Below are 21,648 nucleotides of genomic sequence, written 5' to 3'. Positions count from 1 at the left end.
CAAGAGCATTATGCAAAGCAGCAGCAACCTGTTTCCCGTCGCCCTGATCAGCGCTGAACGTCGTGGCGACCTGAGTGAAGATGTGTACCGCCTCAAACCCGGCAACAGCCCCGACGGCACCGTCGAGCTGGCGGTTACCCGTCTGGGCCTGGCCGATGTCCCGGAAAACCGCGGCATCCCGGTTATTCTGTTGCATGGCAGTTTTTCCAATCGGCGCTTCTGGTACTCACCCAAGGGCATCGGCCTGGGGGCTTACCTGGCGCGCCTGGGGTTTGATGTATGGATCCCGGAAATGCGCGGTCATGGCCTGTCCAAGCGCAATCACGACTACGTCCGCAACCGTGTCGCCGACTACGCCCGTTATGATTTACCGGCCATTGGCGCGTTTGTGCGCGAACAAAGTGCGCAAATTCCACACTGGATCGGTCATTCCCTGGGCGGCATAAGCCTGGCCGCAGCTCTGGGTGGCTGGCACCTTGGTGCGCCGGCGGTGGCTTCCGTGGCGCTGTTTGGCTGCCAGGTCAGCCGCACCCATTGGCCGTTGAAATTGCCACCGGTGGAATGGACGGGGCGCTTGCTGTTGAAACGTTTCGGCGAGCTGTCCGGCTCGCGTTTCAAGCGCGGCCCGGAAGACGAACCGGCGGGCGTATTGATCGAAGCGATGCGCTGGAATGGTCTGTTTGGCCGCTTTGGCGAAGGTAAGCACGATTGGTGGAAGGGCTTGGCCGAAGTCGAGGTACCGCTGCTGGCCGTCAGTGCCGCCGGCGATCATCAAGACCCGGACTGGGCGTGTCGCAAATTGTTCGAACAGGTGGGTTCCGAGCATCGCCAATACTTGTGCCTGGGCCGCCAGCAGGGTTTCAGCGGGGATTTCGGGCACGTGGAAATGCTGGTCAGCAAAGCCGCGCAGACCGAGGTGTGGCCATTGGTGGCGAATTGGCTGAACGATCCGCTCACACCGCTGTTCGCCGCGCCGGCCGAGGTGTTGGCCACGGTTTGAGGCAGCGCTCTACCAGGGGCGTTTCGCTCCTGTGTGGTTGCGGCTAAGCTATGACGCGTTAAACGCTTCTGGTCATATTCAGTCGCTTCGTCGCTCTTGCGTTGCGGCGCAGCGGATGGGATGTTTCGCACCTGCCCTGGCGGGCGCTTCTTTCGAAAGACACCTCTTTGACAGAAAGGAATTTTTCAATGAACCATTACGTGACCCCCGACCTGTGCGACGCCTACCCGGATCTTGTGCAGGTGCTGGAGCCGATGTTCAGCAATTTCGGCGGCCGGGATTCCTTCGGTGGCGAAATCGTCACCATCAAATGCTTCGAAGATAATTCCCTGGTCAAGGAGCAGGCCGACCAGCCTGGCGCCGGCAAGGTGCTGGTGGTCGACGGTGGCGGCTCCCTGCGCCGCGCGCTGCTGGGTGACATGATCGCCGAGAAAGCCGCGAAAAACGGTTGGGAAGGGCTGGTGATCTACGGCTGCATCCGTGACGTCGACGTGATCGCCCAGACCGACCTGGGGGTGCAGGCCTTGGCCAGTCACCCGATGAAGACCGACAAACGGGGTATCGGTGACCTGAACGTAGTGGTCACCTTTGCCGGCGTGACCTTCCGGCCAGGTGAGTACATCTACGCCGACAACAATGGCGTGATCGTCTCGCCAAGCCCGTTGAAAATGCCTGAATAAGACAGGGGTGAGGATGTTCGAGGAAGAAAACGCGCAATGGGGGCTGGTGCATGCCCTGGTGCTGGACGGTAAAGGCGGCGCGCGTTCGATTGCCCGGACTGAACTCGATGAATTGCAACTGCAACCCCAGGAGAGCCTGTGGCTGCATTGGGATCGCAGCCACCCGCAAACCCAGACCTGGCTGCGCAAATCCAGCGGGTTGAGCGAGTTCGCCTGCGACCTGTTGCTGGAGGAGAACACCCGGCCGCGTCTGTTGCCGTTGCCGGAGTCGCAGTTGCTGCTGTTTCTGCGCGGGGTCAACCTCAACCCGGGAGCGGAACCGGAAGACATGGTTTCTGTGCGCATCTTCGCCGCGGCCAGCCGTGTGATCTCCCTGCGGTTGCGCCCGTTGCGGGCCACCGATGAGTTGCTTGTGCAACTGGCGGACGGCAAGGGGCCCAAGACCGCGTCTGAACTCATTCTTTATATGGCGCAGTACCTGACCAATAAAGTGCAGGATCTGGTCTCCGACCTGTCTGAAATCGTCGATGCCGAAGAAGAAAAACTCGATACCGACGAACGGTACACCCCGGAACACGGCAGCATTCTGCAGATCCGTCGACGAGCGGCCGGGCTGAAGCGATTCCTCGCCCCGCAGCGCGATATTTTTGCCCAACTCACGCGCATCAAGTTGCCGTGGTTCTGTGACGACGACGCCGATTACTGGAACGAATTGAACAACAGCCTGACCCGCTACCTGGAAGAGCTTGAATTGACCCGAGAGCGCGTGGGGCTTGTGCTTGAGGCCGAAGACCGGCGCTTGAGCGTGCGCATGAACCGCACCATGTACCGCTTCGGGATCATCACCGGGATCTTTCTGCCGATGAGCTTTCTCACCGGTCTGCTGGGTATAAATGTGGGCGGCATTCCGTTCTCCGCCAGCCCTTATGGATTCATGATCGCGTGCCTGTTGATGGTCTCGGTGGCGCTCGGACAATGGTGGCTGTTTCGACGATTGCGCTGGGTTTGAGCTGAATATGAGCTGAACGTAGGAAGGGCACCATGTGACCCGAAGAATTTTACCCTCGTCTTTTAAATCACTTGCGAGAGGTCCTTATGCACGATCCGTTCGAACAGTCTTTGCGTGACATGCTCAATGCTTCGCCGTCCAACCGCGACGACGATGCCTGCCTGGGCCGCGTATTGAAAACCGCCAACCGTCAGGTGGGGGCGGGAGATCTGTTCGGGCTGCTCGGCCGCTGGGTGCCGGCGCTGATGATGGCCCTGAACAATGGTTCAGCCCACGTATCGCCTGTTTCCCGTCGTAAATCTCTTGCTCGCACTGCTGATAAGGCTGATTGAATATGGAACTTGATCTCTGGACCCAGAGCCTGGTCACCGCGATGACCGCATTGTGGACCAAGGTGGCGAATTTCATTCCCAACCTGTTTGGTGCCCTGGTACTGGTGCTGTTGGGCTTTGTCGTGGCCAAGCTGCTCGACACCCTGCTGTCCAAATTGCTGGCCAAGCTGGGCCTTGACCGTTTGATGGCAGGCACCGGCCTGACCAAACTGCTGGGGCGGGTCGGGCTGCAAGTGCCGATCTCGACATTGATCGGCAAGATCGTTTATTGGTTTGTTTTGCTGATTTTTCTGGTTTCGGCGGCTCAATCCCTTGGACTTGAGCGAGTTTCAGCTACGCTCGACATGCTGGCGCTGTATTTGCCGAAGGTTTTCGGCGGCGCGCTGGTACTGCTGGTAGGTGTTTTGCTGGCGCAACTGGCCAATGGCCTGGTGCGTGGCGCCGCCGAAGGCGTGGGGCTGGACTATGCCGCCGGCCTGGGACGCATTGCCCAGGGGCTGGTCATTATCATCAGTATTTCGGTCGCGATCAGCCAGTTGGAGGTCAAGACTGACCTGCTCAACCATGTGATTGTCATCGTTTTGATTACCGTTGGTCTGGCAGTTGCGCTGGCCATGGGCTTGGGAAGCCGGGAAATTGCCGGTCAGATTCTTGCGGGAATCTATGTGCGTGAGCTGTACCAGGTGGGGCAGCAGGTGCGTGTGGGCGAGGTCGAAGGGCAAATCGAGGAGATCGGCACGGTCAAGACGACGGTGCTGACCGATGACGGCGACCTGGTGTCGCTGTCCAATCGGATTCTCCTCGAGCAGCAGGTCAGTAGCCGCTAACCCGGCACCCTGCTAATGTACGCCGCCGCGAGCCCGGCTGAACGGGCTGTGGCGGACATTGACCTGACTGTCGGCACGACTTGTTTTGAATAAAGCCCAAACGCTGTCCACGCGCTATGACCCCCGTGAGCTCTCTGATGAGGAGTTGGTCGCGCGCGCGCACACTGAGCTTTTTCACATCACTCGCGCCTACGAAGAATTGATGCGCAGATATCAACGCACTCTGTTCAACGTTTGTTCAAGGTATTTAGGGAACGATAGAGATGCGGACGATGTCTGTCAGGAAGTGATGCTCAAGGTGTTGTACGGCCTGAAGAACTTCGAGGGCAAATCGAAGTTCAAGACCTGGCTCTACAGCATCACGTACAACGAGTGCATCACGCAGTATCGCAAGGAACGGCGAAAGCGTCGCTTGATGGACGCTTTGAGTCTGGACCCCCTTGAGGAGGCGTCTGAAGAAAAGGCGCCGGCACCCGAGGACAAGGGCGGGCTCGATCGCTGGCTGGTGTATGTGAACCCGATTGACCGCGAGATTCTGGTGCTACGTTTTGTCGCAGAGCTGGAATTTCAGGAAATCGCTGACATCATGCACATGGGTTTGAGTGCTACAAAAATGCGCTACAAGCGTGCTCTAGATAAATTACGTGAGAAATTTGCGGGCGAGACTGAAACTTAGTGCGTGGCAAATATCTCTTACGTGTAGGCAAGTTCTGTTAGACTTGTCGCCGAGTTGTCCCCCGGTTTGTGGGACTGCTTTACAATCACCAGATGGGGATTTAACGGATGAAACTGAAAAACACCTTGGGCTTGGCCATTGGTTCTCTTATTGCCGCTACTTCTTTCGGCGTTCTGGCACAAGGCCAAGGCGCAGTTGAAGGCGAGCTGTTCTACAAGAAGCAGTACAACGATAGCGTCAAGCACATCGAAGACGGCTTCAATCCTGGCGCTCGCATCGGTTACTTCCTGACCGACGACCTGTCCTTGAACCTGTCCTACGACAAAACCAACCACACCCGTTCGAACGACGGTACTGGTAACCAGAAGATCAAAGGCGATACCGGCAGCCTCGTTGCCCAGTATCACTTCGGTCAAGCTGGCGTAGACAGCCTGCGTCCATACGTAGAAGGCGGTTTCGGTCACCAGAGCCGTACCAACGTTATTGCTGACGGCCACAGCGGTCGCGATCAGACCACTTTCGCTACCGTCGGTACTGGCGTGAAGTACTACTTCACCAACAACCTGTACGCTCGTGCCGGTGTTGAAGCTGACTACGGTCTGGACAACGGCAAGTGGGACTACTCCGCACTGGTCGGCCTGGGCGTGAACTTCGGCGGTAACGCTGGCGCAGCTGCTCCAGCTCCTACCCCAGCACCAGCTCCAGAGCCAACTCCAGAGCCAGAAGCTCCAGTTGCTCAGGTTGTACGTGTTGAGCTGGACGTTAAGTTCGACTTCGACAAGGCCGTTGTTAAGCCTAACAGCTACGGCGACGTGAAAAACCTGGCCGACTTCATGGCTCAGTACCCAGCTACCAACGTAGAAGTTGCTGGTCACACTGACTCCGTAGGTCCAGACGCTTACAACCAGAAGCTGTCCCAGCGTCGTGCTGACGCTGTCAAGCAAGTCCTGGTTAAAGACGGCGTTGCTCCAAGCCGTGTAACCGCAGTAGGTTACGGCGAATCCCGCCCAGTTGCTGACAACGCAACTGAAGCTGGTCGTGCTGTTAACCGTCGCGTAGAAGCGTCGGTTGAAGCTCAAGCTCAGTAATTACTGAGTAGTAGAAAAAAGCCCGGCTCAGGCCGGGCTTTTTTTCGCCTGGGATTTGCCTCAGGCGCATAGGTATCTACAAGGCTTTCAGCGGTTTGTGGCGAGGGAGCTTGCTCCCGTGGCGGCCTTGGAGTCGACCGAACTGCATGTGCCGAACGCGGTTAAAACTGTGGGAGCGGGCTTGCTCGCGAATGCGGTGGGTCAGTCACTACATGCATGGCTGACCCACTGCATTCGCGAGCAAGCCCGCTCCCACATTTGGATCTTCATACATTAGCGGATATCGAGCTGCTCTTGATCTGGCTTGTGATCTTGATCTCAGGCGCTCGCGGCTTGCGCCAGGCAGGCGACCTGTCCAGGCGCGGCGACGCGGCCGATCACCAGGATGGCCGGGCTCTTCAAGGCAAACGCCTGCGCATCTTCGTACAGGCGCGACAGTTCGCTATGGCATTCCCTTTGCTGGGGCAGCGACGCATTTTCGATCATCGCCACCGGCATGTCCGCCGCCATCCCGCCGTCCAGCAATTGCTGGCGAATTTCCTCCAGTTTCGCCACGCCCATGTACACCACCAGGGTCGTCCCGCCCTCTGCCAGGGCGCGCCAATTCAGGCTGCTGTCGTCCTGGGTATGCGCCGTGACCAGCGTCACGCCACGACTTACCCCGCGCAGGGTCAGCGGCACAGCGCAATTGGTAGCCCCCGCCAGCCCCGCCGTAATCCCGTTGACCAACTCCACCTCGACGCCCCGTTCACGCAACCACATGGCCTCTTCGCCACCACGCCCGAAAATGCACGGGTCCCCGCCTTTGAGGCGCACCACGCAGTTGCCCTGGCGCGCATAACGCAGCATCAAGCGGTGGATAAAATCCTGCGGGGTCGAGCGACAGCCGCCGCGTTTACCCACGGTGATCACCCGCGCTTCAACGCAGTGTTCCAGCACTGCCGGGTTGACCAGGTCGTCGATCAGCACCACGTCGGCTTCGCGCAGGGCGCGTACAGCCTTGAGGGTCAGCAGCTCCGGGTCGCCAGGACCTGCACCTACCAGCCAGACTTTTGCGTTCATGGGTTTTTCCTCGTCCAGGGATGACGTCAGCTGTGAAAAAGTGAGTACAACAGCACCAGGTTGATCAGCATTGAGATCAACCCCAGCGCGCGCCAGACCTTCAGGGGTTCACGCTCCAACAGCGGTCTGGGGCGCACGCTCAGCTCCTGCCGGTCAGCCTGTTCAAGCACAAGCAGCCATTCTTCGGCGGTCTCATAGCGATGCCCAGGCTGTGCGGCCACGGCGCGCTCCAGGCTGAGCGGCAGCCAGTCCGGCAGATCGGGGCGATAACGGCTGGCGCTGACAGGTTGGGCGAACCTCGGCCGTTGGAAAGCCTCGATTTCACCGTAGGGGTAATGCCCTGTCAGCAGGTAATACAGGGTGACGCCAACACTGTATAAATCCTGTTGGGCCGTAGGACGGTCGCCATTGAACGCCTCGGGTGCGATAAAACTTGGCGTGCCCGGTAGTTCATGATCGCGGTCCTGCGACAAGCCTGGGCAGTATGCCAGGCCGAAATCCAGCACCCGCAATTCGCCATCGTCGCCCAGCAACAGGTTTTCCGGCTTGATATCGCGGTGCAGGATCTGCCGCCGGTGCAGCATACCCACCGCCCTTAGCAAGCGTTCGGCCACCGACTGCCATTGCGCCAGGGACAACAGACCCTCACGCTCGAACAGTTCGGCCAGGGTCTGGCCGGCATACTCACGCATCACGTAGTACAAATGCTGGCGACTGCTGCCGACATGCACTTCAGGAAACGCCCGCCCGGCAACCCGGCGTAGAAACCATTCCTCCGACAGCAATGCCTGGCCGGCTTCGCGGTCGTCGTCGTGGCTCAACGGCAGGGTTTTCAGCAGCCAGGGTTGTTGCTGGGCGTCCCGCACCCGGTACAGTAACGACTGCCGGCTTTGCGCCAGAACGCTTTCCACCTGCCAGCCTTCAAAGTGTTGCCCGGCTTTGAGCAGCGGTGGCAACGACCATTGTTGCAGCTGCACCAAGGCATCGCCGAGCGTGGCGGCGCCAAGCGTGTCGACGCGTATGAGCAGGGCGCTGGCATTGTCCTGGCTGCCGGCCAGGTGTGCGGCGCTTACCAGCGTGTTGACCGCCAGCGCCAAGTCCGTTTGTTCGCGCAAAATCCCACGGATGCTGTGATCGCCAAGGGTGGCCCACACACCGTCACTGAGCAGCAGGAAACATTCGCCTTCGCGCAATTGGCCATCCAGAAAATCCACCACCAGATGCTGATCCAGGCCGAGGGCGCGCTTGAGCACATGCTGCATGCCCGGCTGCTCCCACACGTGGTCTTCACTGATGCGCTGCAGTTGGTCATCGAACCAGCGATAGGCGCGGCAATCGCCGACATGCGCCAGGGTAAAACGCTGGCCGCGAAACACCAGCGCGCTAAGGGTGGTGAGCAAGGGTTGGCCCCCACCGTTGGCCTGCAGCCAGCGATTTTGTGCCAGCAGCAAACGTTCCAGGGCCTGGGCCACGCCCCAGGTTTGCGGCGTGGCGTAGTAATCCAGGGCCAGGGCCTGCAAGGTCGAGCGCGCAGCCAGGCCACCGTCGGCGCACTGGCTCACGCCATCCGCCATGGCGCACAGGTAACCTTTGCTCGCCGCCAGTTCGGCCACGGGTGTGACGACCCGCAGCGCGTCCTGGTTTTCCGTGCGCGGGCCGATGGCGCTGGCCTGGGCGACGCTCAGTTGCAGGCTCATCAGACCCGCGCAGCCGTCACGGCAGCCGAGCCCCAGGTGGTTCTCCAGCGACGCTTCACGCCATGCAGGCCGAACCAGGCCAGCACGCAAAGGCTGGCAAACAGCCAGAGCGCCATTTGATAGCTGCCGGTGCTTTGCTTGATCGCCCCCATGCCCGCCGCCAGGGCGAATCCGCCAATACCGCCGGCCATGCCGATCAGGCCGGTCATCACGCCAATTTCGCGACGGAAACGCTGGGGCACCAGTTGGAATACCGCGCCATTGCCGGCACCCAGGCCGAGCATGGTGCAGACGAACAAGGCCAGCGCGGCGTATGAACTCGGTAGGTTGAAACCCACCGCCGCGATGCAGATCGCTGCCACGCTGTACATGCCCAGCAACGTACGGATCCCGCCGAAGCGGTCTGCCAGCGCGCCGCCCAAGGGACGCATCAGGCTGCCGCCGAACACACAGGCGGCGGTGTAATAACCGGCGGTCACCGGGCTCAGGCCGTACTGGTCGTTGAAGTAACCGGGCAGGGCGCTCGCCAGGCCGATGAAGCCGCCGAAGGTCACGCTGTAGAAGAGCATGAACCACCAGCTGTCACGGTCGCCCAAGGCTTTGAAATAGTCGGCCATGGATTTGGCTTTTGGCCGTTCAGGGGCATTGCGCGCCAGCCAGGCAAACACGATCAGGGTCAGCACCAGCGGGATCAGCGCAAAGCCGAACACGTTGCTCCAACCGAATGCGGCCGCCAATACAGGCGCCAGCAACGCGGCGAACACAGTGCCGGAGTTCCCCGCGCCGGCGATGCCCATCGCCTTGCCCTGGTGTTCAGCCGGATACCACTGGGAGGCCAACGGCAGCGCGACGGCGAACGATGCGCCGGCCATGCCGAGGAACAGGCCCAGCAGCAAGGCTTGCTCGTAAGTGTGAATCCCCAGTTTCCAGGCGCCGAACAGCGCGCAAATCACGATCACCTGGCCGATCAGCCCAGCGGTCTTGGGCGACAGCTTGTCGGCCAGCATGCCCATCAGGAAGCGCAATATCGCACCGGCGAGGATAGGCGTCGCCACCATCAACCCGCGCTGCTGGGTGGTCAGGTGCAGATCGGCGGCGATTTGTATCGCCAGCGGGCCCAGCAGGTACCAGACCATGAAGCTCAGGTCGAAATACAGGAACGCGGCAAACAGGGTCGGGGTGTGCCCGGATTTCCAGAAGCTTGATTTCATCACGCACCTCAACGGTTGGGGTCTTGTAAGAAGGCCGGGGGCCCCACTGACTGGGGCCAAAACGAAAAAACGCCGCCACCGGGTTCGCGAGGGCAAACCGGGTGTGCGACGTCTTTGTCGTGGAGGGGCAACCGCCGTTGGCTACCTGTGATGTTTACTTAGCAAAAGCTACGCCACATCAGCCAAGCAATTCGCTCATGGCGATAATCTGCTCCGCCACCTGAATCAGTTTCTGCTGGCGGCTCATGGCCTGGCGGCGCATCAGGGTGTAGGCCTCTTCTTCGTTGCAGGCTTTCATTTTCATCAGCATGCCCTTGGCCAGCTCGATTCGCTTGCGCTCGGCCAGTTGCTGGTCTCGGGCCTGAAGCTGGGCGCGCAAGGCCTGGTCGCTTTCGAAACGGGCCATGGCCACATCCAGGATCGGTTGCAGGCGCTGGGCCTGGATGCCTTCGACGATGTAGGCGCTGACCCCGGATTTTATCGCCTGGCGCATTACGTCCGGGTCGTGCTCATCGGTGAACATCACGATGGGCCGGGGTTGGTCGCGGCTGACCAGGACCACTTGCTCCATCACATCGCGCCCCGGTGACTCGGTATCGATCAGGATCACGTCCGGGCGCACCGTTTCGACGCGTGCGGGCAGGTCAATGATCAAGCCGGACTCATCGATCACCTCAAAGCCCGCCTCGACCAGTGCCGTGCGCAGGCGCCCGACCTTGCGCGGGGTATCATTGATCAGCAGGATTCGCAGCATGGAGGTCCTCCTGTCAGCGCCAGGCTTGGCGGTGAGTGGTATCGGCCAGGGCGTGCAGGCGGAAGCTGCGGGCATAACCGGCAGGGTCGCAACCGTCCCAGGTCTTGCCGTCGATCAACTGGCTGCTGCGCATGTCCTGGTTTATGGCCGCAATACCCAGCGCGTCGGCTGCCTGGCGATACAACGCCAATTGCTGCACCTGGCGCGCGACGCCGAGGTAGTCCGGGTCTTCGCGCAAGAGGCCCCAGCGCCGAAACTGGGTCATGAACCACATGCCGTCGGACAAGTAGGGCAGGTTCACCTCGCCATCGGCGAAAAAACGCAGGGCGTGGGGGTCCTGCCACTCGTTGCCCAGGCCGTCGTCGTAGGCGCCCAGCAGGCGCGGCTCGATGCAGTCGAGCGGGGCGTCGAGGTACTCGCGGCCACTGAGCAACTGTGCTGTGGAGCGGCGGTTTTCGCGGCTTTGCTCGATAAACCGACTGGCTTCCAGGATTGCCATCACCAGTATCCGCGCGGTGTTGGGATACTGCTCCACGAACGCCTGGGTGCAGCCGAGCACCTTCTCCGGATGGTTCGGCCAGATCGCCTGGGTCGTCGCCAAGGTAAACCCCTGGTTTTGCCGCACCGCGCTGGCGCTCCAGGGTTCACCGACGCAAAAGCCGTCGATGCGTCCGGCTTGCAGGTGCGCAACCATTTGCGGCGGCGGGACCACTACGCTGTCCACATCCTGCAACGGGTGGATGCCTTGGCTTGCCAGCCAGTAATACAGCCACATGGCGTGGGTGCCTGTGGGAAAGGTCTGAGCGAAGGTCAGTTTTGTTCGGCTTTGGTGCACGTGGCGGTCCAGTGCCTCAGGAGTGATCACCCCTTGTTGCTGCAGACCGTGCGACAGGTTGATGCTCTGGCCGTTCTGGTTGAGCCCCATCAGTACAGCCATGTCGATGGGCGCGACGCCGCCGATGCCCAGGTGCACGGCATAGATCAGCCCGTACAGGCTGTGGGCGGCATCCAGTTCACCACTGACCAGCTTGTCGCGCAGGTTGGCCCAGGACGACTGGCGCTTGAGGTTCAAGGTCAGGCCATGGGGTTGCGCGAAGCCCTGGGTGGCGGCCACCACCAGCGAGGCGCAGTCGCTCAAGGCCATGAAGCCAAGGTCCAGGCTGCTCTTTTCCGGGGCATCACTGCCGTTGACCCAAGCCAGCGGGTCGTTCATCGGGCTGCTGCCAACCGAATCGTTCATCAACACCTACCTTTTCTTTCAAAAAAAAAGCGTCGTTCCCTCAGATGGCGCTGTAGGCCAATGCGGGTAACGACGCCTTTGTCCGTAGCCCGCTCCGCCGTTGGTGCGTGCTCTGATACAGAGTTCATAGCAAGGCACATGCCACGGGTGGCAAGGCCTGGATGGCCGTCAACTTTCCATCAAGATTGAAACCGGGCGGCCTTTCAGTATGGCCGCACTCTTACTGCCCGACCGCCCAGGAAACCCCACGGTGCACGCCGACTTCCTTGCAACGATGCCCTGCCTCTGGCTGTGCCGCCGGCTTTTTCTTGCTGCGCTGTTTGCCGCGCTGGTGTCGGGAAGTGCGCTTGCCTGGGGCGAGCTTTACCTGGCACAGGACGAAAGCCTGCACACCGTGTTTACCGCACTCTCGGAACCCCTGGGGTTGGCTATCGTTGTGAGCCGCGAAGTGGCCCGCAAGCGACTCAGCGTTGCGCTCGATTTCGATGCCCCGCAACAGGCCCTGGAGACGCTCGCTATGCAACAGGGGTTGATCTGGTACAGCGACGGTCAAGCGCTCTATGTGTATGACGCGAGCGAGGCGAAAAGCTCAGCGGTGACATTGCGGCATATATCCGTCGACAGGCTGCGCGCGCTCATGCGCCGCTCGGGCCTGGATGAGTCGCGCTATCCGCTGCGTGAAAGCGGCGGACGCACATTCTATGTGTCCGGCCCGCCCAATTATGTCGACCAGGTGCTGCGCCTGGCCCAGTTGATGGACCGCCAACGGGCCGAATTACGGATAGGGGCGCAGGCTTTCGGCGTCGTCCAGGTGTTCAACACCGACGTGACGGACCGCCAGTACGGCACACGCGACAGCCCGGTTACCGTACCGGGGATGGCCTCGATGATCGAGACCCTGCTGGCCAATGAACATAAGGGGTTGCTGGCCGACAAAAGTCTTGGCGTGATCGCCTACCCGGATAGCAACAGCCTGCTGATCAAGGGCAAGCCGGCGCAGGTGAGTTTCCTACAGAAACTGGTGGCGGAACTCGACCTGCCCAAGCGCGCGATCGAGGTCTCGTTGTGGCTGGTGGATGTGGAACACGACGAACTGAAAAAGCTGGGCCTGGACGAGGACGGGGGCGTGCAGATGACGGCCACGCGAGTCCTGGCCCCGCTGGATGACAGCCACCTGATGGCCAGGATCAGCGCATTGGAGCGTCGTCGCCGCGCGAGGGTGACGACCTTGCCGGTAATCCTCACGCAGGAAAATGTGCCGGCGGTTTTCCAGGATAGCCACACGTTCTATCTGCCACCGCCCGGAGGCGGCCAGGCCGACTGGAAACCGCTGCGTTATGGCACCCAGGTCAGCGTACTGCCGCGTTTTGTCGAGGCCAACCAGGTCGAGATGCGCCTTGAGGTTGAAGAAGGCCGCCAGATAACCGAGGCGGGGCGTCGCGAAAAAAGCGCGGCGGTGGGGCGAGTGGGCATCAACAGCGTGGTGCGTGTACCGCAAGGCAGGCGCCTATGGCTGGGCGCGTTTCCACGGGAGCCTGAAGGACGGGGGGCTGGACGTTCGGCTCAGGTGCGTCTGTTTGTGATCCAGGCCAGGGCGGTGGGCAGCGAATTGAAGGGACAGGACCAGGACGCAGGGCCGCCACCCTTGACGGCTGCGCAATACGAGCGAGTGCAACGTGCGTTTGTACGTCCGGAACACGATCTCCCACCGTAAACAAGGCGTTAACCCATGCATCTGGAAATTCTTCTACAGGAACAACTGATCAGCCGCAGGCGCCTGGCAGCCTTTGCGCCCGGAAAGGTGTTGCCGTTGACGCCACAGATAATCCATTGCGTGGAAGTGCGGGTGAACGGGCAATTACTGGCCTTGGGCGAACTGGTGCAGTTGGAGGACCGGCTGGGGGTTGAGTTACATGAGGTGTATCAGGCGTGGCTGCCTGGGGGAGGTGAATAGCGAAACGTCTTACGGCGTGGCTCCGCAAGCCGCCGCATGTATGGGTTTTTTCCTAACGTGAGCCGTGAGGCGGTTTTTTATAGTGGTGACGTGGGCCCATAAGCCAGTGATGGAAACGAGGACTTCAATGTCAGTAGTCGGATGCCGAGGTAATGATGACCGTCATGGATGATGGAGGGACGACGACTTCCCTGGTTTTCGGACGCTGGACCCTGCATGACCACGGCCGCCTGACGGGCGAGGGTTCGGACGTCCAGCTACCGCCCAAGGAGTGGCAGGTGTTGCGTCTGCTGCTGGTTTCCGGTGGGGCGTTGATGACCAAGGATCGCTTGCTGGAGCTTGCCTGGCCACAGGGGGAGGTCGCCGAAGAATCACTGACGCGCTGTATCTACTCGTTGCGCAAGTACCTTGGCGTCGACAAGGGATTTATCAAGACGATCTACGGCCAGGGGTACCGCTTCACATGTACGGTCAATACAGTCGTCCATGTCTCCGGCCTCCGGGAATATGTGTGTTCGGTCTGCGGGCAAGTCAGCCAGGGCTCAGTGAACTGTGGCTAGGTTCTGGAGCAAGGGCCTGGTGATGAGTGTGCTGTTGGCCAGTAACCAGGCGCTTGCCTACTGCTGGGAGAGCGCCGCGAGTCGCTTCGACATCGAGCCTGAGTTGCTGCAAGCGATTGCCGCCGTGGAGTCGGGTTTTCAGGCGCAAGCGATGAATCACGCCAACCGCAACGGCACCCACGACATCGGTCTGATGCAGATCAACAGCATTCACTTGCCGCGCCTGCTCAAGCAGGGCATCACCGAAGAGCGCTTGATCAACGAGCCATGCCTGTCGGTTGAGGTGGGTGCTTCGATTCTCGCCGAGTTCATCCAGCGCTTCGGCTATAACTGGACAGCGGTAGGTTCCTACAACGTGGGGACGGGCGCCGGGCCCGAGCGTGAGGAACTGCGCATGCAATATGCGCAGAAAATCTGGGCGGTTTATGAGCAGTTGGTTGCGCATCGCTACTGACGATTGAGGTTCACGCCTCGCGCGCTCCCGGTCACCCCGGCTATAATCGCCGCCACCTTTCGCCGCCATCCGAGTCTAGCCTGCCCATGTATACCTTGGCCCGCCAGCTGTTGTTCAAACTCTCCCCGGAAACCTCACACGATCTGTCCCTGGACCTGATCGGCGCGGGTGGCCGCCTGGGGCTCAATGGCCTGGTATGCAAGGCTCCGGCGAAAATGCCGGTGTCCGTCATGGGACTCGACTTCCCCAACCCGGTTGGCCTGGCGGCCGGTCTGGACAAGAACGGGGCAGCCATCGACGGTTTTGCACAACTGGGATTCGGTTTTGTCGAAATCGGCACCGTGACCCCGCGGCCACAACCGGGCAACCCCAAGCCGCGCATCTTCCGTCTGCCCGAAGCCTGGGCGATCATCAACCGCATGGGCTTCAATAACCTGGGGGTTGATCATTTGTTATCGCGGGTACAGGCAGCGAAATACAAGGGCATCCTGGGCATCAATATCGGCAAGAACTTCGACACGCCGGTTGAGCGTGCGGTGGATGACTACCTGATCTGCCTGGACAAGGTCTACGCCCATGCCAGCTACGTCACTGTCAACGTCAGCTCGCCCAATACGCCGGGCCTGCGCAGCCTGCAGTTCGGCGACTCCCTCAAGCAACTGCTCGAAGCCTTGCGCCAGCGTCAGGAAGACTTGGCGGTGCGCCATGGCAAACGCGTGCCCTTGGCGATCAAGATTGCCCCGGACATGAGCGACGAAGAAACCGTGCTGGTCGCCCAGGCCCTGCTGGATTCGGGAATGGATGCGGTGATCGCCACCAACACCACGCTCAGCCGCGTGGGTGTCGAAGGCCTGGCCCATGGTGACGAAGCGGGCGGTCTGTCGGGTGCGCCGGTGCGCGAGCAGAGCACCCATATCGTCAAGGTGCTGGCGGCCGAGCTGGCCGGGCGTTTGCCAATCATCGCCGTGGGCGGCATCACCGAAGGCAAGCATGCGGCGGAAAAAATCGCCGCCGGCGCCAGCCTGGTGCAGTTGTATTCCGGCTTTATCTACAAGGGGCCGGCGCTGATTCGTCAGTCGGTGGATGCGATCGCTGCCTTGCGCTGATGCTGATCGTTCCCATGCTCCGCGTGGGAATGCCGCCCCGGACGCTCCGCGTCCCGCCGAGAAACTAGGTGCCGCAGAGCGTCACAGGATGCATTACCACGCAGAGCGTGGGAACGATCAGGCGTGAGAGCCGCCCAATAAAAAGGGCTCCTTGAAGGAGCCCCTGGGCCGAAGCCCGCCGCCCGGATGGGGCGCGCATGGTAAGTCGTTACATATTCAAAGGTGCTGATGTCGGAATTGATTGCCCTTGATTAGCCGACGGCGCGAAGTTCGTTGAGTCTGTGGATTCCCGCAGTGCCAGTCATACCGTCCCAGTTGTCGCCGCGTCCTTCTCGCCAGCCGTTGATCCAGGCTTGGCGTACCGACGGTAGAGTAAATGGGCAAAGCTCACGGGATTTGCCATGAACGCCATATTGATATCCGCGTAAAAATGCTCTTTCCAACGGATCACGCTTAAGTCTTCTCATAGGGTGTTTCCCTCACTTGTTGACTGTCTTGATATCCTTCGGCCCCCGTGTGGGGCCGGGCAGAGTTTTTCTGCCGTTGGTGGGCTCGCTGCCGGCGTGGCGAGCCTATGTGTCGACACCGTAACGGCGCCGACCTGTGTTGAGTTCTAACCAATAGGTCACATGGATTCAATGATCGTTTTGTCATAAGCACGTAACGATAATGATGCTATGGCCATAAGCCGGGATGGCGTTGAACCCCCTTTATCTGGCAAAGCCAGCTATGATGCAGCCTGCACAGCGGATGGGTTTAATCCTTTGGTGAGAATGCCCGCCCGTTGCAGTCGGTTATTATTCGACGAAGGGTCGCAATATTTCTTTTTGTTGCGGGTTTAGTTGTTAAAAGTTCTTTCTGCCCCGTCAATAAAGGCCCGAGTGCCTGGCGGACGGGGTGGGACGGCACATTCGTGCCACGCGAGCACTCTTCAAGAAAAGTGCTTGATTGAAAACCGAGCCGGCGATGCGTCGCCCGTTCATTTATTGCTGAAAAGCCTGGAATGCCCCATGTCGGACCGTTTTGAACTCTTCCTCACTTGCCCCAAGGGCCTTGAAGGCCTGCTGATCGAGGAAGCCGTCGGGCTTGGCCTTGAGGAAGCCCGCGAGCACACCTCGGCCGTGCGCGGCATGGCCGACATGGAAACCGCCTACCGCCTGTGCCTCTGGTCGCGCCTGGCCAACCGCGTGCTGTTGGTGCTCAAGCGCTTCCCGATGAAGGACGCCGAAGACCTCTACCACGGCGTACTGGATATCGAATGGGCCGACCACATGGTCAGCGACGGCAGCCTGGCGGTTGAATTCAGCGGCCACGGCTCGGGCATCGATAACACCCACTTCGGCGCGCTGAAGGTCAAGGATGCGATTGTCGACAAGCTGCGCACGCCGACTGGCGAACGCCCCTCCATCGACAAGATCAACCCGGACCTGCGCATTCACCTGCGTCTGGACCGTGGCGAAGCCATCCTGTCCCTCGACCTCTCCGGCCACAGCCTGCACCAGCGCGGTTACCGCTTGCAGCAGGGCGCGGCGCCGCTGAAGGAAAACCTCGCCGCTGCAATTCTGATCCGCGCCGGCTGGCCGCGTATTGCCGCTGAGGGTGGCGCGCTGAGCGACCCAATGTGTGGCGTGGGCACCTTCCTGGTCGAAGGCGCGATGATCGCCGCCGACATGGCGCCCAACCTGAACCGCGAACTGTGGGGGTTCACCACTTGGCTCGGTCACGTCCCGGCCCTGTGGAAGAAACTGCACGCCGAAGCCACCGAACGCGCCGCCATTGGCATGAACAAGCCGCCGCTGTGGATTCGCGGCTACGAAGCCGATCCCCGCCTGATCCAGCCCGCGCGCAACAACATCGAGCGCGCCGGCCTGAGCCATTGGATCAAGGTGTACCAGGGCGAAGTCGGCACCTTCGAGCCGCGCCCGGACCAGAACCAGAAAGGCCTGGTCATCTGCAACCCGCCGTACGGCGAGCGCCTGGGTGACGAAGCCAGCCTGTTGTACCTCTACCAGAACCTTGGTGAGCGTCTGCGCCAGGCGTGCATGGGCTGGGAAGCGGCGGTGTTCACCGGCGCGCCGGACCTGGGCAAGCGCATGGGCATCCGCAGCCACAAGCAGTATTCGTTCTGGAACGGCGCGTTGCCGTGCAAGTTGCTGCTGATCAAGGTCAACCCGGATCAGTTCGTCACCGGCGAGCGTCGCACCCCGGAGCAGCGCCAGGCCGAACGCGAGCAAGCCGCTTACGATCAGGCGCCGGCCGAGCCGCAGGAACGCCAGTACAACAAGAACGGCAACCCGATCAAACCCGCTCCAGCCCCGGTGGTCGAGCAGGCGCGCCTGAGTGAAGGCGGGCAAATGTTCGCCAACCGCCTGCAGAAGAACCTCAAGTTGCTGGGCAAGTGGGCCAAGCGTGAAGGCGTGGATTGCTACCGCGTGTACGACGCCGACATGCCGGAATACTCGATGGCCATCGACCTGTACCACGACTGGGTCCACGTGCAGGAATACGTCGCGCCCAAGTCCATCGACCCGGAAAAAGCCTCCGCACGCATGTTCGATGCCCTGGCAGCGATTCCCCAGGCCTTGAACATCGACAAGAGCCGCGTGGTGGTCAAGCGTCGCGAGCGTCAGAGCGGCACCAAGCAGTACGAGCGCCAGAGCGCCCAGGGCAAGTTCACCGAAGTCAGCGAAGGCGGCGTCAAGCTGCTGGTCAACCTCACCGACTACCTGGACACCGGCCTGTTCCTCGACCACCGGCCGATGCGCATGCGCATCCAGAAAGAAGCGGCCGGCAAGCGCTTCCTCAACCTGTATTGCTACACCGCCACGGCCAGCGTGCACGCGGCCAAGGGCGGCGCGCGCAGCACCACCAGCGTCGACTTGTCCAAGACCTACCTGGACTGGGCGCGTCGCAACTTCTCCCTCAACGGGTTCTCCGACAAGAACCGCCTGGAGCAGGGTGATGTGATGGCCTGGCTGGAGGCCAGCCGCGATGAGTTCGACATGATTTTCATCGACCCGCCGACCTTCTCCAACTCCAAGCGCATGGAAGGCATCTTCGACGTACAACGCGACCACGTGCAATTGCTCGATCTGGCCATGGCGCGCCTGGCACCGGGTGGCGTGCTGTACTTCTCGAACAACTTCCGCAAGTTCGCGCTGGAAGACAACCTCAGCGAACGCTATGCGGTTGAGGAAATCAGCGACAAGACCATCGACCCGGATTTCGCGCGTAACGCGAAGATCCATCGGGCGTGGAAAATCATGGCTCGCTGATCGGTGCCACAAAAAAGCCGCAAGCCTGGATTATTCCGGGCTTGCGGCTTTTTTGCGCTGGTCAAACCTTGGGTCGATGGCTATAACTTAAGGCCTGGCCAAAGTGACACCCCTGCAGGCTGGCGTCTTGAGTGTTGCCTATGCCGTTACAAGCTGTTCGCCCGAAGATCCTAGGCTTTATCAGTGAGCAGGCGTCGGCTTGGCTGGTGGCATTGGTGGTGTTGCTGGCAGGTTTCGCGTTGACCGCGATCGTCGCCTGGGCGGCCGCCGACCTCTATCAGCAACAGGTGCGTCAACGTTTCCAGTTGCTGGTCAATGAGCGCTATACCCGCCTGCAGGAACGCTTCGAAGACCAGGAACAGCGGCTTAACAGCCTGCGGCGTTTTTTCGTCAATTCCGATGAAGTGTCCCGCGAGGAATTCGACGGGTTCGCCGAGCCCTTGTTGTTACGCGCCCGCGCTTACTCGTGGGCGCCTCGGGTATACCGCGGACAGCGCAGCCAGTTTGAACGGCAGGTGTCCGATCAGCGCGGCACGCCCTTTGTTATCCGCGAGTTGAATTCGGCAGGTCAACTGGTCCCGGCGCTCGAGCGCGATGAATATGTCCCGGTGGTGTACACCCAGACCCAAAGCCTGCTGGGCACGCCGCTCGGCTTTGACCTGCTGGCCCAGCCGCTGCGACGTTCGGTCCTTGAACGTGCGCGCGCAACCGGCGAGCTGGCGGTGTCTCAGCCCATGCAATTGGTCGGGGTGGAGCCGGCCTATGCCGCCGGGGTTTTACTGGTCGCGCCGGTGAGCCACGCGCCCACGCCCGAACACTCCCGGAGCGAGCCCTACGGTTACGTGATGGCGGTGATCAGCATGCGCCAACTGGTGGCCGAAGGGCTGCCCAAGCCAGACCGGGACAACCTGGTCATGCAACTGGTCGATACCTCCGACGTGCAAAAGCGTGTGCTGTTCGAGTCCGGTACGGTCGCGTCCGATCGTGACCTGGTCGGCGCGCGCCGCCTGACCTTGGGCGACCATGTGTACGCCCTTAACCTGCGTCCGAGCCAAGTGTTCGACCAGGCCAACCACTCCTCGCTGAGCACCATCCTGACCATGGGCGGCCTGCTCAGCCTGCTGCTCGCCGCCTTGCTCTATGTGCTTGTGAGCCAACGCCAGCGCGCGTTGAAGCTGGTGGAGCAGCGTACCGCGCAACTGCGTCTGCGCGAGCAGGAATTGCGTGGTGCCCACGGTCAATTGCGTAGCGTGCTCAATGCGGCCACCCAGGTCGCCATCATTGCCACCGACTTGCGCGGTGTCATCAACACCTTCAACGCCGGCGCCGAACAGATGCTGGGCTTCAAGGCCGAGCAAGTGGTGGGCGCCCACACCCTGGAAAGCCTGCACTTGGCGTCGGAACTGGAAGCGCGCTCCACCAGCTTGAGTGTAGCCTTGGGCAAGCGGATTCCCGCCAGCCAGGCGATGCTGGTGGAAAGCCCGGACAACCTGCACGAAGCCCGCGAATGGAGCCTGATCCGCCAGGACGGCAGCCAGCTGACCGTGAACATGCTGGCCACGGTATTGCTCGACGACCATGGGTTGTGGATAGGCCACCTGGCGATTTACCTGGACGTTACCGAGCAAAAGCGTGCCTACGAGGCCTTGGCTGCCAGGGACCGCTTGCTCAAGAAACTCAGCGCGCATGTGCCCGGCGGCATCTTCCAGTTCACCCTGGAGCCCAGGGACAACTGGAAATTCCTCTATGCCAGCGACGGCATGCGTGACATTTATGAAATCGATCCCGGCGTATTGCAACAGGATGCGAAGAAGGTTTTCGAGCGTATTCATCCGCTGGATGCGGATCGGGTGCGTGCGTCGATCCGCTTGTCGGCGCTGCAGTTGAGCCACTGGCGCGAAGAATACCGGGTGCTGTTGCCGCAACGGGGCCTGCGCTGGATTCGCGGCGAAGCGACTCCGGAAGAGTTACCCACTGGCGGTACGTTGTGGCATGGCTATGTGTCGGATATTTCCGATCTCAAGCGGGTGGAAGAAGAGCTGCGCGCGCTCTCCATCACCGACTCCCTGACCGGGATCCACAATCGCCGCTATTTCCAGGATCGGCTCAAGATCGAAATGGTCAGGCTCAACCGCACGTCGGGGGCCCTGTCGGTGATCATGCTGGATATCGATCACTTCAAGCGCATCAACGACAGGCATGGGCATGCCGTCGGCGATGGGGTCCTGCAGGAATTGTGCAAACGCATCAGCCAGCGCCTGCGCCGCAGCGATGTGTTCTGCCGCCTGGGCGGCGAGGAATTCATGGTGCTGTGCCCGCAAACTGATGGCGCGCAGGCCTACATTCTGGCGATGGAATTGTGGTCGTCGCTGCGCAATGCACCGATGGGGCCGGTCGGCATTGTTACCGCCAGCTTTGGCGTGGCCAGCCGGCGAGTGGACGAAGGTGTCGATGGGTTGCTGCTGCGCGCCGACTCAGCGGTGTACCTGGCCAAGCAGGCGGGCAGGGACCGGGTTGAAATCTGTGGGAGCGGGCTGGCCCGCGATGACGGTCCGCCCGCCCATTGACTGGCTGCTGATACTCCGCCTTCGCAGCATGGGTATCTACACAACTTTCAGTTGACCAATCTCCGTGTGGGAGCTGTCGAGCCCCAGCGAGGCTGCGAAGGCGGCGGCACTGCTGGCATTTTTTTCGCCTGACCCACCGCTTTCGCAGCCTCGCTG

General features: G+C 61.0%; 20 protein-coding genes. 14 read left to right on the top strand and 6 right to left on the bottom strand.

The window, feature by feature from the left end:
• Positions 1 to 10 precede the first annotated feature (10 nt).
• From H0Z09_RS21535 to H0Z09_RS21505, 7 genes are all read left to right on the top strand, one after another.
• On the top strand, positions 11 to 1,000 hold the full coding sequence (locus H0Z09_RS21535) for an alpha/beta fold hydrolase (protein ID WP_186693315.1): 990 nt from the start codon (positions 11 to 13) through the stop codon (positions 998 to 1,000).
• Between the two features lie 188 nt (positions 1,001 to 1,188).
• Complete coding sequence (gene rraA / locus H0Z09_RS21530) at positions 1,189 to 1,680, top strand: ribonuclease E activity regulator RraA (RefSeq protein WP_010208490.1); 492 nt, start codon at positions 1,189 to 1,191, stop codon at positions 1,678 to 1,680.
• A gap of 13 nt (positions 1,681 to 1,693) precedes the next feature.
• Positions 1,694 to 2,689 (top strand): zinc transporter ZntB, encoded by a 996-nt coding sequence (locus H0Z09_RS21525; protein WP_186693313.1) that lies wholly within the window; start codon positions 1,694 to 1,696, stop codon positions 2,687 to 2,689.
• 86 nt (positions 2,690 to 2,775) lie between these two features.
• Positions 2,776 to 3,021 (top strand): hypothetical protein, encoded by a 246-nt coding sequence (locus H0Z09_RS21520; protein ID WP_010208493.1) that lies wholly within the window; start codon positions 2,776 to 2,778, stop codon positions 3,019 to 3,021.
• Between the two features lie 2 nt (positions 3,022 to 3,023).
• Entirely contained in the window at positions 3,024 to 3,848 is an 825-nt protein-coding gene (locus tag H0Z09_RS21515) for a mechanosensitive ion channel domain-containing protein (RefSeq protein ID WP_186693311.1), read from the top strand.
• 85 nt (positions 3,849 to 3,933) lie between these two features.
• Positions 3,934 to 4,524 (top strand): RNA polymerase sigma factor SigX, encoded by a 591-nt coding sequence (sigX, locus tag H0Z09_RS21510; protein WP_057009210.1) that lies wholly within the window; start codon positions 3,934 to 3,936, stop codon positions 4,522 to 4,524.
• A 107-nt stretch (positions 4,525 to 4,631) separates the two neighbouring features.
• Positions 4,632 to 5,612, top strand: coding sequence for an OmpA family protein (locus H0Z09_RS21505; RefSeq protein ID WP_076949501.1), 981 nt, complete (start codon positions 4,632 to 4,634; stop codon positions 5,610 to 5,612).
• A 318-nt stretch (positions 5,613 to 5,930) separates the two neighbouring features.
• Here the strand turns inward: H0Z09_RS21505 and cobA are convergent, their stop codons facing one another.
• From cobA to H0Z09_RS21480, 5 genes are all read right to left on the bottom strand, one after another.
• Positions 5,931 to 6,674, bottom strand: a complete 744-nt coding sequence (gene cobA, locus H0Z09_RS21500; protein WP_186693308.1) for a uroporphyrinogen-III C-methyltransferase — start codon at positions 6,672 to 6,674, stop codon at positions 5,931 to 5,933.
• A 26-nt stretch (positions 6,675 to 6,700) separates the two neighbouring features.
• Positions 6,701 to 8,371, bottom strand: coding sequence for a bifunctional protein-serine/threonine kinase/phosphatase (locus tag H0Z09_RS21495; RefSeq protein ID WP_186693306.1), 1,671 nt, complete (start codon positions 8,369 to 8,371; stop codon positions 6,701 to 6,703).
• Positions 8,371 to 9,582, bottom strand: a complete 1,212-nt coding sequence (locus H0Z09_RS21490) for a nitrate/nitrite transporter (protein WP_076949498.1) — start codon at positions 9,580 to 9,582, stop codon at positions 8,371 to 8,373. Before H0Z09_RS21490 ends, H0Z09_RS21495 begins: the two co-directional genes overlap by 1 nt.
• Positions 9,583 to 9,760: 178 nt before the next feature.
• Positions 9,761 to 10,336: an ANTAR domain-containing protein gene (locus H0Z09_RS21485; RefSeq protein WP_076949497.1), complete on the bottom strand. Its 576-nt coding sequence runs from the start codon at positions 10,334 to 10,336 to the stop codon at positions 9,761 to 9,763.
• Between the two features lie 13 nt (positions 10,337 to 10,349).
• Positions 10,350 to 11,576 carry a CmpA/NrtA family ABC transporter substrate-binding protein gene (locus tag H0Z09_RS21480; protein ID WP_186693304.1) on the bottom strand — a complete coding sequence of 409 codons (1,227 nt, stop codon included), beginning with the start codon at positions 11,574 to 11,576 and terminating at the stop codon, positions 10,350 to 10,352.
• A 274-nt stretch (positions 11,577 to 11,850) separates the two neighbouring features.
• Between H0Z09_RS21480 and sctC the strand changes: the two genes are divergently transcribed.
• The 5 genes from sctC to H0Z09_RS21455 all read left to right on the top strand — a co-directional run bounded on the left by sctC (position 11,851) and on the right by H0Z09_RS21455 (position 15,650).
• On the top strand, positions 11,851 to 13,290 hold the full coding sequence (gene sctC / locus H0Z09_RS21475; RefSeq protein ID WP_186693454.1) for a type III secretion system outer membrane ring subunit SctC: 1,440 nt from the start codon (positions 11,851 to 11,853) through the stop codon (positions 13,288 to 13,290).
• Positions 13,291 to 13,305: 15 nt separating this feature from the next.
• Complete coding sequence (locus H0Z09_RS21470) at positions 13,306 to 13,530, top strand: FliM/FliN family flagellar motor switch protein (protein ID WP_076949495.1); 225 nt, start codon at positions 13,306 to 13,308, stop codon at positions 13,528 to 13,530.
• Positions 13,531 to 13,682: 152 nt separating this feature from the next.
• Complete coding sequence (locus H0Z09_RS21465; protein WP_186693302.1) at positions 13,683 to 14,090, top strand: winged helix-turn-helix domain-containing protein; 408 nt, start codon at positions 13,683 to 13,685, stop codon at positions 14,088 to 14,090.
• Positions 14,083 to 14,544 carry a transglycosylase SLT domain-containing protein gene (locus H0Z09_RS21460; RefSeq protein WP_346656804.1) on the top strand — a complete coding sequence of 154 codons (462 nt, stop codon included), beginning with the start codon at positions 14,083 to 14,085 and terminating at the stop codon, positions 14,542 to 14,544. The genes H0Z09_RS21465 and H0Z09_RS21460 overlap by 8 nt, the downstream gene beginning before the upstream one ends.
• A gap of 86 nt (positions 14,545 to 14,630) precedes the next feature.
• On the top strand, positions 14,631 to 15,650 hold the full coding sequence (locus tag H0Z09_RS21455) for a quinone-dependent dihydroorotate dehydrogenase (protein WP_186693297.1): 1,020 nt from the start codon (positions 14,631 to 14,633) through the stop codon (positions 15,648 to 15,650).
• Positions 15,651 to 15,901: 251 nt separating this feature from the next.
• On the opposite strand, the gene H0Z09_RS21450 is transcribed toward H0Z09_RS21455, so the two are convergent.
• The gene (locus H0Z09_RS21450; RefSeq protein WP_074702867.1) at positions 15,902 to 16,117 is read right to left on the bottom strand and encodes a ribosome modulation factor; all 216 of its coding nucleotides are present in this window, start codon (positions 16,115 to 16,117) and stop codon (positions 15,902 to 15,904) included.
• A gap of 543 nt (positions 16,118 to 16,660) precedes the next feature.
• Here H0Z09_RS21450 and rlmKL point away from each other — a divergent pair.
• Both rlmKL and H0Z09_RS21440 read left to right on the top strand, forming a co-directional pair.
• Complete coding sequence (gene rlmKL, locus H0Z09_RS21445; protein WP_186693295.1) at positions 16,661 to 18,925, top strand: bifunctional 23S rRNA (guanine(2069)-N(7))-methyltransferase RlmK/23S rRNA (guanine(2445)-N(2))-methyltransferase RlmL; 2,265 nt, start codon at positions 16,661 to 16,663, stop codon at positions 18,923 to 18,925.
• 140 nt (positions 18,926 to 19,065) lie between these two features.
• On the top strand, positions 19,066 to 21,492 hold the full coding sequence (locus H0Z09_RS21440; RefSeq protein ID WP_186693294.1) for a diguanylate cyclase: 2,427 nt from the start codon (positions 19,066 to 19,068) through the stop codon (positions 21,490 to 21,492).
• The last annotated feature ends 156 nt before the right edge of the window (positions 21,493 to 21,648 follow it).

It is taken from the genome of Pseudomonas sp. SWRI18, from assembly GCF_014268345.1.
Lineage (GTDB): Bacteria > Pseudomonadota > Gammaproteobacteria > Pseudomonadales > Pseudomonadaceae > Aquipseudomonas > Aquipseudomonas cedrina.
Note: the sequence above shows the minus strand (reverse complement) of the source record. Positions and strands in the feature narration are given on the sequence as shown.